General features: G+C 41.5%; 13 protein-coding genes. 6 read left to right on the forward strand and 7 right to left on the reverse strand.

Annotated elements, in window-relative coordinates:
• Positions 1-7 precede the first annotated feature (7 nt).
• Positions 8-997 carry a GlxA family transcriptional regulator gene (locus tag QNM18_RS08930; protein WP_247687317.1) on the forward strand — a complete coding sequence of 330 codons (990 nt, stop codon included), beginning with the start codon at positions 8-10 and terminating at the stop codon, positions 995-997.
• Here QNM18_RS08930 and QNM18_RS08935 read toward each other — a convergent pair.
• The 7 genes from QNM18_RS08935 to QNM18_RS08965 form a co-directional block, all read right to left on the reverse strand.
• On the reverse strand, positions 986-1585 hold the full coding sequence (locus tag QNM18_RS08935; protein WP_284136939.1) for a class I SAM-dependent methyltransferase: 600 nt from the start codon (positions 1583-1585) through the stop codon (positions 986-988). The two genes, QNM18_RS08930 and QNM18_RS08935, sit on opposite strands and share 12 nt — an antisense overlap.
• 233 nt (positions 1586-1818) lie before the next feature.
• Positions 1819-2067: a hypothetical protein gene (locus QNM18_RS08940; protein ID WP_284136940.1), complete on the reverse strand. Its 249-nt coding sequence runs from the start codon at positions 2065-2067 to the stop codon at positions 1819-1821.
• Between the two features lie 124 nt (positions 2068-2191).
• Positions 2192-2719 carry a transcription elongation factor GreAB gene (locus QNM18_RS08945; RefSeq protein WP_284136941.1) on the reverse strand — a complete coding sequence of 176 codons (528 nt, stop codon included), beginning with the start codon at positions 2717-2719 and terminating at the stop codon, positions 2192-2194.
• A gap of 9 nt (positions 2720-2728) precedes the next feature.
• Positions 2729-4618 carry a hypothetical protein gene (locus QNM18_RS08950; protein WP_284136942.1) on the reverse strand — a complete coding sequence of 630 codons (1890 nt, stop codon included), beginning with the start codon at positions 4616-4618 and terminating at the stop codon, positions 2729-2731.
• A gap of 10 nt (positions 4619-4628) precedes the next feature.
• Positions 4629-5705 (reverse strand): hypothetical protein, encoded by a 1077-nt coding sequence (locus tag QNM18_RS08955; protein ID WP_284136943.1) that lies wholly within the window; start codon positions 5703-5705, stop codon positions 4629-4631.
• Between the two features lie 57 nt (positions 5706-5762).
• A complete protein-coding gene (locus tag QNM18_RS08960) occupies positions 5763-8828 on the reverse strand; it encodes a hypothetical protein (protein ID WP_284136944.1) in 3066 nt (1021 codons plus the stop codon).
• A gap of 480 nt (positions 8829-9308) precedes the next feature.
• Positions 9309-9752: a hypothetical protein gene (locus QNM18_RS08965; protein ID WP_284136945.1), complete on the reverse strand. Its 444-nt coding sequence runs from the start codon at positions 9750-9752 to the stop codon at positions 9309-9311.
• Between the two features lie 346 nt (positions 9753-10098).
• Here QNM18_RS08965 and ccoN point away from each other — a divergent pair, with 346 nt between their 5' ends.
• The 5 genes from ccoN to QNM18_RS08990 all read left to right on the forward strand — a co-directional run bounded on the left by ccoN (position 10099) and on the right by QNM18_RS08990 (position 13935).
• Positions 10099-11532, forward strand: a complete 1434-nt coding sequence (gene ccoN, locus QNM18_RS08970) for a cytochrome-c oxidase, cbb3-type subunit I (RefSeq protein WP_023401643.1) — start codon at positions 10099-10101, stop codon at positions 11530-11532.
• Positions 11533-11544: 12 nt separating this feature from the next.
• The gene (gene ccoO, locus QNM18_RS08975; RefSeq protein WP_023401642.1) at positions 11545-12165 is read left to right on the forward strand and encodes a cytochrome-c oxidase, cbb3-type subunit II; all 621 of its coding nucleotides are present in this window, start codon (positions 11545-11547) and stop codon (positions 12163-12165) included.
• Between the two features lie 6 nt (positions 12166-12171).
• Positions 12172-12357, forward strand: a complete 186-nt coding sequence (locus QNM18_RS08980) for a cbb3-type cytochrome oxidase subunit 3 (protein ID WP_023401641.1) — start codon at positions 12172-12174, stop codon at positions 12355-12357.
• Positions 12354-13319 carry a cytochrome-c oxidase, cbb3-type subunit III gene (gene ccoP / locus QNM18_RS08985; protein WP_211010172.1) on the forward strand — a complete coding sequence of 322 codons (966 nt, stop codon included), beginning with the start codon at positions 12354-12356 and terminating at the stop codon, positions 13317-13319. Before QNM18_RS08980 ends, ccoP begins: the two co-directional genes overlap by 4 nt.
• Before the next feature lie 124 nt (positions 13320-13443).
• Positions 13444-13935 (forward strand): FixH family protein, encoded by a 492-nt coding sequence (locus tag QNM18_RS08990; protein WP_023401639.1) that lies wholly within the window; start codon positions 13444-13446, stop codon positions 13933-13935.
• Positions 13936-13939: the final 4 nt, after the last annotated feature.

Raw genomic sequence — 13939 nt, forward strand, 5'->3', positions numbered from 1 at the left:
GAGTTTTATGGAAATAATAAAAATAGCCATTTCTTTATATGAGCAATTATTGATCACTAGCGTAACGCTACCTATAGAAATGCTCAAAGCTGGTGAAGCTTATGCAAAGCGACACAAAGGTCAAAACTTTAAGCCTCTAGCCATAGAGTGCTTAAGCGAGGACGGGAATAATATAACGACGAGTGTTGGTATCAATATGGCTGTTCATTCTGACTTTCAGTCATTAAATAGCTACGACTATATTATTGTGCCTAGTATCTGGAGAAACCCTAGACCCGTTGTTCGGCACAATCCGCAACTCGCTACAAACTTAGCCTTTGCATGGGAGCGTGGCGCCACCATTATTGGTGTTGGCACAGGCGTATGTTTTTTGGCCGAGTCAGGTATGTTAAATGGCCATTCAGCAACTACACATTGGCACTACGCCAACCAATTTATGAAAAGCTACCCTGCTGTCGAGTTAAAACCCGACTATTTCATAACCCAGTCTGATAGGTTGTACACTGTAGCCAGTCTCAACGCTTTGGCGGATGTTGTGGTGCATTTGATCGGGCAGTTTTATGGCAAAGACGCAGCCAATCACGTGCAACAAAATTTTTCCCATGAGATCAGAAAGCCCTATGAAGAGCAACGTTACTTAGAGGGTGCTGTCGATCGGCACAGTGACGAACAAATTGCCGCTATCCAGTTTTGGCTAAAGAACAATGCGAGCTCCGCCTTATCACTGGCAGAAGTTGCGCAGCAATTTGGTATAAGTTATCGAAGCTTCAACCGCCGATTTAAAGCTGCCACAGGTAAAACGGCCATTGCATACTTGCAAGAAGTTAGACTCCAACAGGCATGCGAGCTATTGGCCTCGAGTAACTTAAGCATTCAGGAAGTTGCCTTGACGGTAGGCTTTAACTCACAGAGCCAGCTATCTAGGGCTTTTAAAGAGCAAATGAACCAAACGCCGAGTGCGTATCGCAAAATTGTCAGAAAAAAGCTATTTTCTTAGTGCAACTCGAGACCAAGTTACATTGTGTTTATGTGGCATCTTGCTGGGCTGATCTTCTACATGGAATACAACTTCGAGTCCACACTCCTTCGCATACTTGAATAGTTCATTGCAACTGGTTGGAAAGATATGGGTGCCTTTTCCTGCCGGACCATTTCTCAAAGAAATTGCGCAGACGCCACCAGGAGACAACAAATTAGACAATCTATCGATACAGCGCTTTCTTTGCGAATAGTTTAAATGATGCCAAACGCCATCCATCAGAATAAAGTCAAATAGCACATCACGGGGTGTCAGCAGCTTTAAATCAGGTAAACTATCTTGCTGCCAGTTAATTTCTAACTCTGGAAACTGCAACTTAGCTGCTTCTAGAAAGGCGCCTAAGGGCTCTATTGCAACAACATCGTAGCCCATTTTAAACAGTGCCGCAGAGTTCTGTCCTACGCCGCACCCAGCATCAAGTACTCGCGCTGGTGCATCTGGTAAAAAAGGTAAAAACTCTTTGTTTATATACTCAAACTCAAGAGCGAAACTCACCTTTGCAAAGGTCAAAACATCTTTTTCGTATCCTTTTGTACCTGCAACCATAGTGTTAGCTCCTATCCAACTATAGTGATGACGTATACAATGATGTGACGATATCACAGTGAAACTCAGTATCCCGTCCCGTTCGTAAAAAGTACTTCTTCAGTCACGGGCGCTTCGACAACCAGCGTCAAAACTAGATTTTTGAACGATAAAATGCCAGTACATGCGTAAAACTCTTCATTACTCAAGTCGCAAATTGCTTATCAACGATTGCAACGACATCTAACAACGATTCAACTTTGTTTGCGCTTAGCTTGCCTTTCTTTAATACAAAAATAAAAACTATAAACAATACCCATCAGGCAAAGCGAAGCAATCAAAGCAGCAGGAATGAAAACAAGTAACATGCTCGCCTTATAGCCAACAACAGCAAGTACGCAGCAGATAACACCAACTATCAACTCGATTGAAATCAGCTCCCAATCCACTGTATGGGTTCTTTTTATTGTTTTTGCCGCATAATGATTGACTTTAAATCCCATTGAAAAAACTTCCTTTAAAATGCTCATTATGGTGATGATTGTACCATATCAATCGTGAACTTAAGTTCGGCATATTAGAAGTTGCTTAACAATAAATGAAATCTGCTTTGACGTATAAAATCGACTATAAAATCTCATCAATATAAAAAAGCTGCTTTGTGCCATTAAAGTCAAATTCAACTTCATCGTCTAGCTGCTTATCTTTTAATACTTGTCCTAATGGAGACTGCAAGGTAAGTACTAATATCTTTGTATTCAAAATAGTGACTTTAAGACCACCTTCGGTCGGTCCGATAAAATACCAGTAATACTCGCCTTGCTCATCACTAATTTTGACCAATGCTCCTTCAATTACTGAGCCAATTTTTTCCGCTTTAAACGCTGATTCGAAAGCATTAATTGAAAAATGTGCCTGCTCAACACGTTCACTTTGCCCTTCGGCCAAATACCCTGATTCAATGCTTAATGAGTCATACTGTGTTTCAGCAGCACTTTGCTCATGAATCGCATCCATTCTTGCACTATCAGCAGCGGCTTGGGCTTCATAAAGCTTTTTTTCTAAAGCAAGCCTCAACGTTTCTACAACAACGACTTTTTTCACTCGACAACCACCAAATAAAAAAGGGCCATTTGGGCCCTTTACTTTGTTCATTCAAAACAATCAGAACAAGGATTCAAAGCTCCCATCAGGAAATAAAATTCCTGGGATGCCTCTTATTGTTCGTACATCTCCCACGAGTTTATCACCAAAATAGAATCCTCCGGTATACAATTTCTTCTTTTTCTTGATATCGACCCAGTAACCGTCTCGACCTCGTACAATTAGGTTGATATTCCCAACTAGATTTGTAACCGTTAGTTCACTCACATGCCCGCCTAGAATAAGTGACACATCCGCACTTGTGAAATCGGATAACATATCAGGCTCACCAGAGAGTTGGACCCTTAAATCCTTGCCACCGTTCAATGGCAGCTCTAATTGCGCACCAAAGACGAGATCCATATCAGATCGCATAGCCAACGGCGAGCGCTCGTTTGCATACAGTCTGATAGGCGTCACTTGATTTGGGGTTGTTAGTACACCATCGATTGATAAATAAGGGATAACAGCTTTGATAGTTCGGACACTTAATCGCTTTCTCAAATAGTCGATCTCGATGTCACCTGATAAAATCGAGCTTCCCTGTGTCAATTTTACATTGCCTGTAGCGTCTGAAACACCGACAACCTCTTCTATGTTGTTCGGGTCGAAACGCCCTTCTGTTACAATTTCGAATTGATCAAAGACGAAGTCTAGCGCAATATCAGGTTTAGTTACCGACCCTTTACCAGACCCAACTATTTTATCACCCAATAATGGGCTGATCCGCCATTGAGGCACGGTAATGTCCATATCAACCTCAAATCCACGTCTAACACCTGTTATTATCCATCGAAAACCGTCCTCAGTCTGATATTCGATGTTGAGTCTAGGTAACGAATATTCACCAGCTACTGAGCCTTCGAAAGGAGACACATGCTTCACCACGTCACTGATGACTTCTAGCGATGCTAAAAATGCATTTTGAGCATCTGAGTTTGCTAAGTCTTCAACTTCCTCAAGCTTCGTTTTGATTTCCTCACTATATTGCTCGTCCTGAAGACGCAAGACACCCAAAGCGTTTCTTACTTCGGTCAGTAATTCATTGGTATACGGCTTTATCTCTGTATGTAATTCTCTAGAAGAGCCTAATCGAAGTAGCTCATTCACCTCCAAAAGTACCTTAGCTGAGGATACTCGGTACACCGTGTTTGACTCTTCCGACAATAATGTCTCAGATAAATACTGGTTCGCTAATTGTTTGTATACTGAAACCGCCTCGTTATTACCACTTACCCCCTCCGCAATAGCATTTGAGAACAACGAGATATCTTTTTGACCCGTTGCATGCTGCTGCATTATATCGGCATAGGTTAGTGCGTTTGCAACATACTCAGCTTTTTGCTCATTGAGTATGGTGCTTTGTGTAATATGATAGTTTGGTGCTGCGGTTAAAGACCAAATAGCACTATCTAACTTAGCTGACACCAATGCACTTGAAAACGTAGAAAATAACAATTGATTTAGGCCAGGCACAGGCAACGCTATTGCCTCATAGCTAATTTCAGCATTAATTGGTTCGCCAAAATCGATTTCATTATTCCCATTAAGATCATTTGGGTCATTTAACAATGATCGCCCACAACCTTGCTCCCTTGGACAAGATACTTGGTTATTATCTGGCTCAAACTTAAAATGATATTGACCATCTACTGGCAAGGTCAAAGAAAAACGATTGAGTGACTCAACCTGATGGCGTGTTTCAACATTGTCTTTGAGGTTTTGTACGATCAATTCACCTTTGTGGCTTATAAAGTTTGGCGCATAAAATTGCATATCAGCTTCAAAGCTCTCGGTTACATCATTGCCAAACCCTGGCTGAATATCAGAAACTTGAGGAACTTCATCACTACTACCACCACACCCTGTTAGACCAGCAATGAATAGGCACAATACACTTCTTTTTATCATAATTATCCTCCTAGAACACCAAACGGATAAACCAGTTAATGTTTGCATAGTGCGCGTCATCTAAATCTAATTTGTCTGTTTTAACAGAAAAGCCAAAATACTCGTTCGCAATTCCTAACTCGACAGCCTTGGAGTTCGATTCATAACCGGAAAATACACGCCAACTATCATTAAAGTGGTAGTTCACGTTTCCTTGCACAAACGTGTCTTTATAAAACCGTCTCGTAAACACATCGAACGACACGCGACCATTTAAACGATAGGATACATCTAAATAATATCGAGCATCGTGTTCAAATGTATAATCGACTTCTCGATTAAACGCAGATGTCCGCAGTCGAATTGACGGTGAAGTAACAATGCTATCCCCTTCCTCTATAAATGGCACATCAGTTGTCACGCCATTGACATAGCCAACGCCTTCATACTTTGTTTCATTGACTAAATCGAGTGCTTTAAGTGACACATTCAAATCATCACTAATTTGCCAGTCAATTGATAAGTCGAAAGAATACCCTTTGCCTTCAGGGCTTTGTTCAGGCGTAAAAGATTTAAATAAAATGTCTTTAGAAAAGAAGTACTGTGTTTGTAGATCACCTTTTATTTCATCACTAAATACCGTGCCATCAACGCTTGCGTCTTGAAAGTGAGCACTCTGATAGTAAGTTACCTTGGGTGTGATAGTCAGGGAGTTATCAAATAAAGACACATCATAAGCAAGAAAAACCCCATGTGTGGTTGACTGTTTACCTTTTAGTAAATAGCGATAGTTTCTTCTTTCAAATGGCAGATCATTCTTTTCAAGATAGGTAAATAGCGCTGTGTCTGGATCAAACTCAAGCGCATAGTTATATCGGCTTTGAGCGCCCAAAGAAACCCCTTTATACTTAACTCCGAGCTCAAAAACATTGAATGTAAAAGCACTGTCGCCAGATTCAAGGGGTTTGTTAAACTCATCAAGAAATGATTTAACTGGTTGAGCTTCTGTATATATTTCGGAGTCAAAGTTATTAATTATTTCGAAGTCGTTGGCATATGAAGAAGTAGAAAAAAGCATCGCCAAGAGAAGAGCATTGGGTTTTGTCATAAATATTAAGTTAAAGGCGGTATAAACCGCCTTCCTTTTATTATTGTGAAGAATAAACTAGTTGGTATTTTGTCCTAGGAAGTCGATATCAGTATAATCAATGACTGAGCCATCGTTATAAGTCACTCTAAATCCATTGGTAATTTCAATCACGTCACCAACTTTCACAGGCGTTGTATCATTGTATAGTGTTACATCACCGAGTAATGGGCCATCAGTATCGACAAGGTCAACATTGAACACATAACCATTAAACTCATTTAGCATAATTTTAGCTAAACCGAGGTCATCATTATTGTCTTCGTTCTTAAGCTCGAAGTCAGCGGTGAACAGAAGACCCTCTGTCGTTCCTGAAACAACAATGCTTGCATGCTCAATTGCGTCATCAACAAAGAGTGGAATCGAGTTACCTGCGCTATCGGTCGAAGTGAGCTCTGAATATAAAGTACCGTCGAAACCGTATTGACCATCAACAAATTCAACAATGTTAAATGTCTGTGCTTTAGATGCATCAAAGTTTCTAGCATCTTCAATCGTAGTAATGCTGCCATCAACAAAAATCACAGAACATGAAGCATTTGGTTGTGCCACGACATCTAGCGCCCAACGTTCACACTCTGCTAAATCAGATGATTTAACTTGAACTGTTTGGCCTTCAGTCGATTTCAAAGTACCAGTCCACGTTAAAATAATTTTACTCGTTGCGCCCGAGTTAACCTGAGCATTTGCAAGAATGTGTTCTTCTCCTTGCGTATTCGTCAACTCAACTTCATAGGTCTCAGTGTTGTAACGATATGTCCATTCAGGGTAGTTAGGTGCCGTACCATTGTGTGAACCAGAATCAAGGTTTTGGTCCCAAATGTCTCTTACTACATCGTATACAACTTCACCTGCATTAAATACCGCATCAGCACCTTCTTTTGTCACAAATGCGATTGAAGTTAGTTTATCTGTACCTGACTTGCCTCTAGCAGTATCAACAGCTGAATTAATATTTGTTCTCAAAGCGCGGATACCTTGCTCACTCGCTTTAAAATTATTAATGCCACTTGTCACATTCGTTTGAACTAGCGTCGCGTCAGCAAGTAACTGCTCAGCGCCTTCTTTTAACGCATCAGTAGCTACTGCCACATATTCATCGGCACGGGTTTTTGCAGTATTGACATCAGTTAAAAATCCATCGGTTAACGCATTTAATGTGTTGAACTTTTCAACTGCGTTTTCAGCTGTCGCCAATGCTGTTTCAAGCGCGGCCAAATCACTACCTGCAGCTGCAAATTGGCTAGTTGCTTCAGTAAATAGCGCTGACACCTCGGCATTGCTTGTATTGAAAGTCTGCTCGCTTGCTTGAGCCCTTTCTAGTGCCGCTTCAGCAAGTACTTTTGCGGCATTTGCAGCATCGTCAATGGCTGCAATCGCTTTTTCGCGCTCAGCGTTGGCGGCCGTGATTAGCGCAGCAACGTTTGTGTTAAGCGTGCCAGAGTTAGTTACAAGTGTTTGTGAATTTGTAACCGCTCCCTGTGCGTCTTGAGTCAATGATAGTAAGCCTTGTGCACTGGTTAAAAGCTGACCTGCTTGAGAAACCAACGCTGTTACATTTTGCTGTAGGTTCAGATTTGCAAGTGCTGCTACAAAATCGTCAGCCGCTTTTAGGTAAGCCTCTTTTTGTTCTTGAGATTCTGCCGCTTCACCCAGTGAAACAACCGTGCCCAGAACTGTATTTTGCTCTGTATATGACTGATTAAGTGTTGTAAATTGCTCTTGTGCCTGAGTCAGCGCAGTCTGCAATTCTGCTAAACTGTCATTGATCAAGCTGGTATCATCAGTGTCACACTCATCCCCTTGGCAGCCAAGGTCTTCAACGGCTTTCTTCGAATCTTCCGCCGCATCTTCAAGGGCATTTTCATCGGTAGCACCAGATTCAATCGCTTGGTCACGCGCATCTTTTGCTTTCTCAGCTAATTCATTTAACGCGTCTTCACCTAGTTCTGGAGCGACTTCCTTAAGTGCTTCTTTGATCGCTTCAACATCACCGCTGGCAATAGCAACAAACACCGTCGCTGTTTTATTTACTTCTTCTTGAAGTGTTGTTGCAAGCGCAGCTACCGCTTCATTATTACTGTCTTTAAGGCTTCCATCACCAACACCTTGCTTCAAAGTTGTAAGTACAGACTCCAAAGAAGAACCGTCATTTGCGCTAGAAGCAATATTTTGAATTGTCGATGCAACGTTAATAAGAGCCAATGTACCAGCATCAATAGTGTCTTCAGCGGTTACATTTGTAAAATCTACAGCACCGCCAAGAGAAATATCACCCGTTAATAAAACCGCATCTTTTGTCGCTTCAGGACCCATTAGCAATAGCAAAGTGTTTAAACTTGCATTCGCGACACTATCGGAATCGATCGCGCCACCATCTTCAGACACTTTTTGTAATAGTTCAGATGCGAGCGTTGTAAATATGGTTGCGTTAGCCGTGTATGCCTTAGTTGTGCCTTCTGCACCTCTTGCCTGACGATTAGCTTGAGCAGTGATCTCTTTTACGACGTTTAATGTCAAATCATCTTGATACCACTCATTAAAATCAACCTTTGAGTTTGAGTTTGTATCGTTTTCGTTTGCTTCGGCAAAGTCACCACACCCTAACAGCGCATCACATTTGATAAATCCACTGGTCTTAGTCGTTTTGATCGTAATGTAAAGAGCACCACTAAATTGTTGATCAATGTAGAATCCATATGTGCCGTCGTCTGCAGTAACAAGTGATGCGGGGCTATCACTGACTATCTGGCTTTTTGCTTGCGCAACAGCTTCAGCTTCAGACGCTGCAGTTGCTTTCTTTTCTACTGTTTCGAGGTTGCTTCTATAAGCAACGTCAACCAACTCGCCGTCTTTTAATTCTTTAACTACAAGCTCAGCACCTCTCAATGTACCTTTTACAGCTTTACCAGAAACAAAAACATTGAAGTCTACCGACGCAGTACCTTCAACATCAGCTGGTTGTACGGGATCAACTGGAACAACCGTGGTCGAGTCTTCACTCTCAAACAGGCTACAACCAGACAGGCCAAGTGAAAACGCAATTGAAGCGGAGATTGGGGTAAGGTAAATTTTTTTATTCACCACAGGAGGCCTCCTTAAATGCCTATAGATTTTTCTTTTATTTGTTTTAAGCGTAGTTGTTATAGAGTAATTCTCTAGTGCTCGGGCTATTTTTTTCAAAATTTCTTGTTAATTCATTTGTACTTAGCAAAAAAGCGCACGTTTATTTTTGCAATTCTTTGGCTAATGACCTCCAAAAAAAACAACAATTCAGAAACCACGAATATACACAAACTCCACATTGTTACGCATATGAAAACAAACTAACCAATAAAAATCAACAAAACAATACAGAGATCACAAGCACAAAACCAAAAAAAACCTATTGATTAAGACAAAAGCCCTATATTTCGTGTGTTTAGAGTAACAAACCCAAAATAATATCTACCAATTGTTTCAATAACACTGCAGTGCAAGTTACAGTAAAATTACATTATTAATGAAAGGAGGCAGTTTGAAGAATTGCAATATTAAGAAAGGTTGGGGTAAGAATAGTGTCAATCATTGACGATAAGAGAATAGGTATGCCGGCCCGTTTGAAGACAGTTTACTATTTTCAGTAAACACGATTTGCCATTTCATTTCTGTTAGATTACACGCTCCGAGCATTGCATCAGCTTTCCATCTCCCAGCTTCCACTTCACGGAAAAAAATGGGGATTTTTCCCATATACATAGACACACCCTCGATATGTGCACCTTTAACTTGCAAACCCGGCCGAGCTTCAATAAAGATCTCGAAAGGCTCCTCAGCCTTAAGTTGTGCATTTGACACCCAATACCTCACACCATTCCCCATTTGACACGGTTCAGATTGAATGCAATTTTTAGTTTTGACTGAACGTTCACTTTTTTCTGAACTTTCATGTATACTTATATATAGGTCTGAACAAGACGCAAGTAAATAAATTAAAAATACCAAAGCGAATGTTGAAAAATAGCGCATAATTTAAGCTGATAATTCGTCTTATACATATGCCTATGATACTACGCTTATCAAGATTTAGGAGCCACCTGAGGTTGAAATTAATCTCGGTTGGCTTGACCGTGGTCATGAAAACTAAGCGGTTTTTAACTACCTGCTGAAAACTTGATTGATGTCATGCTTTGGGGTGTTTTAGGTATCTTTTGTTTTGCAAAAAAATTATTATTTCCTTGCAAAAATAAGGGTTTCTCAGGCTTGCTTTGTCTTATTTAGCGTACGCAAAGCGGGACTGTTGAAATATAAAATATAGGGCCTGTTTTACAGGTTAATCATTTCTAAACGCATTAACTGCAGCGGAATCCAGAAAATGAGCCAAACAGTAGCATCACAAACTGAGTACAATTATAAGGTTGTACGCCAATTCGCTATTATGACAGTGATTTGGGGCATCGTTGGCATGGGTGTAGGTGTCTTTATCGCAGCGCAACTTGCTTGGCCTGCTTTAAACTTCGACATTCCATGGTTGACTTACTCTCGACTTCGTCCGTTACATACGAACGCTGTTATTTTCGCATTTGGTACAAGTGCATTATTCGCAACGTCTTACTATGTTGTGCAACGTACTTGCCAAACGCGTCTATTCTCCGACAAATTAGCCTCTTTTACATTTTGGGGCTGGCAAGCAATTATCGTTGCAGCCGCAATTACCCTCCCTCTAGGCATTACAAGTTCAAAAGAATATGCAGAGCTAGAGTGGCCTATTGATATCGCAATCGCGGTTGTTTGGGTAACCTATGCTGTTGTCTTTTTTGGCACGTTGATTAACCGTAAGGTATCTCATATATATGTTGCCAACTGGTTCTATGCAGGATTTATCATTACCGTTGCTGTTCTTCACATTGTTAACAGTATGGCCGTACCAGTGTCACTTACTAAATCGTATTCAATCTATGCTGGTGCTGTAGATGCCATGGTGCAATGGTGGTACGGGCACAACGCGGTAGGATTCTTACTCACTGCGGGCTTCTTAGGTATGATGTACTACTTCGTTCCAAAACAAGCTGGTCGCCCGGTTTACTCGTATAGATTGTCAGTTGTACACTTTTGGGCACTTGTTTCTCTGTATATTTGGGCAGGTCCTCATCACCTTCATTATACTGCGCTACCTGATTGGACTCAGTCTTTAGGTATGGTGATGTCTGTCATTCTATTTGTTCCTTCCTGGGGTGGTATGATTAACGGCATCATGACGCTATCAGGGGCATGGCACAAGCTTCGTACAGACCCAGTTTTACGCTTCCTTGTTGTATCTTTGTCTTTCTACGGCATGTCAACATTTGAAGGTCCAATGATGGCGATCAAATCAGTAAATGCGCTGTCACACTACACAGATTGGACTGTTGGTCACGTACATTCAGGTGCATTAGGCTGGGTTGCAATGATATCAATCGGCGCTATCTACCACTTGATCCCTGCTCTTTTTGGCCACGCAAATATGTATAGCGTTAAGCTTGTCAACACACACTTCTGGTTACACACAGTAGGCGTTGTTCTATACATTGTAGCCATGTGGATTTCAGGTGTAATGCAAGGCTTGATGTGGCGAGCAGTGAACTCAGACGGCACACTTATGTATAGTTTTGTGCAATCTTTAGAAGCATCATACCCATTCTATATCATGCGTTTCTTAGGTGGTGTGTTCATCGTAGTCGGCATGCTAGTAATGGCTTATAACGTATACCGTACTGTTACAGCAAAAAGTGGCTCATTGGCTACTGATGCAAACACACAAATGGCTTAAGAGGTATCGAATATGAGCAACAATAATTCGACAAACAAACACGAGATTGTAGAAAAAAATGTCGGCTTGATGGCGATTCTAACTGTGTTTGCAATTAGCTTTGGTGCATTGGTAGAAATAACGCCTCTAATGTTCCAAAAGGACACAACACAGCCTGTAGATGGTTTGCGTCCACTCACGGCTCTTGAAATGGAAGGTAGAGATATTTATGTGCGTGAAGGTTGTTACAACTGTCACTCACAAATGATCCGCCCATTTCGTGATGAAGTTGAGCGATATGGACACTACTCTGTTGCTGGTGAATCAGTTTGGGATCACCCTTTCCAATGGGGCTCCAAACGAACTGGCCCTGATTTAGCTCGTGTAGGTGGTCGCTATTCAGACGACTGGCACTATGCGCACTTAATCGACCCTCGCTCCGTAGTTCCTGAATCAAATATGCCAGGTTACCCTTGGCTAGAAGAGAACATACTGGATGGTAAATTAACCGCTAAGAAGCTTGAAGTCTTCAAAAACTTCGGTGTGCCATATACCGATGAAGATATTCAAGGTGCAAAAGCAGCTGTGGAAGGCAAGACCGAAATGGAAGCACTCATAGCTTATTTGCAACAACTTGGCACGCACTTGAAGTAATTTATTATGGATTACGGCACATACAGAGGCATTTTAACTCTGGTAATTTTAGTACTGTTCATTGTGATTGTTGTGTGGGCATACAGTAAGCGAACAAAGAGTCGATTTGACGACGCTGCGAAAGCCATTTTCGACGATGAAATAGAACACGACAACACAGTCTCAAAAGAGGAAAAGGAGTCTGAAAAATGACTAGCTTTTGGAGTATTTGGGTCATTGTATTGACCTTAGCATGTCTGGCTCTGATCTTTGGCCTACTAATTTGGAACCTGAAAAACTACACAGGTGTCGAAGAAGGTGCCAGTTGTGGTCACGAGTTTGACGGCATTGAAGAGCTTAACAATCCATTGCCAAAGTGGTGGACTTACATGTTCTTCGCAACGTTCGTTTGGTCTGTATATTACCTTGCGATGTACCCTGGATTGGGCAACTTCGTAGGTTTGTTAGGCTGGACAAGTTCTAACCAAGGGGTCACTTCCCTTGAAGAGTCTAAGCAAGCTATTTTGGAAGCAAAAGACAAAGGTCTCTGGGTTCAGCTCGACAAAGAGTTTGAAGCCGCAGATGAGCGCTTTGGTCCCATCTTTAAAGCATTTGCAGAGCAAGATGTATTAACACTAGCTAAAAACTCTGAAGCGCTTGAAATTGGCCAAAGACTCTACGCACAAAACTGCGCTCAGTGTCATGGATCAGATGCACGTGGTGGATTGGGTTTTCCCAACCTAACGGATAAAGACTGGCTTTATGGTGGCAACCCTGAGCAAATAAAAGAGACGCTTTTACAAGGTCGCGTTGCAGCGATGCCCGGTTGGGAAGCGGCGTTAGGAGAGCAAGGCGTAAAAGAAATGACCGCCTATGTTTTGAGCTTATCAGGTCGAAAGGTTAATCAAAAAGACGCCGATGCAGGTCAAAGTAAGTTTGCAATGTGTGCTGCTTGTCATGGTATGGATGGCAAAGGCTCTGTTGCTCACAACTTACCATTTGGTGCTCCAGACTTAACAGACAATATTTGGCTATATGGTGGCTCTCAAAGAGCCGTTGAAGAGTCCGTTCGTCATGGCCGCGCAGGTGTAATGCCAGCTTGGAAAGACATTTTAGGTGAGGATAAGGTTCACCTTCTAACAGCCTATGTTTACAGTTTGTCGCAAGACAAATAAACAGTTAGATGAAATAAGCAAGCTTCCGAATTTGGAGGCTTGCTCTTTAATATAAGAATAGAGCTTAGATATATAAATCTTGCGATAAAGTAGATACAACAACATTGTAAAGTAGTGAACAATTATGAATCCAACACCCTGGTATAAGAATTTTTGGCCTTGGTTTTTAATGTTTTTCCCGCTCGTTACCATCATCGCGTGCGTTATTTTAGTCACTGTTGCAGTGGGCAATGGACCTGATATGGTGGTGGATGATTATTATAAAAAAGGTAAAGCGATTAACCTTGAATTGAGTAAATTCGATAAAGCTAAAGCACTATATTTACACGGTGACCTCGTTGTTGAAAATGAGCGCGTGAGTTTTAATTTTACCAAGGGAGATCACAGCAAAGTTAACGCACTTAAAGTCTCCTTCTATCACCGAACAATAAAAGAATATGATTTTTCACTCACGCTGCTGGCAAATGCCAGTGGAGCCTTTACGGCACTGCTAGATGAGGCGCATCACGGTGCATTCACCGTCTTTATCGAACCAATGGACAGCAGTTGGAAAATGAAGGAAAACCTACAGTTACCGACTGACAAACCGATTTCAATTACACCTCAATACAAGTAAGTCT

Source organism: Pseudoalteromonas obscura (assembly GCF_030135505.1).
Lineage (GTDB): Bacteria > Pseudomonadota > Gammaproteobacteria > Enterobacterales > Alteromonadaceae > Pseudoalteromonas > Pseudoalteromonas obscura.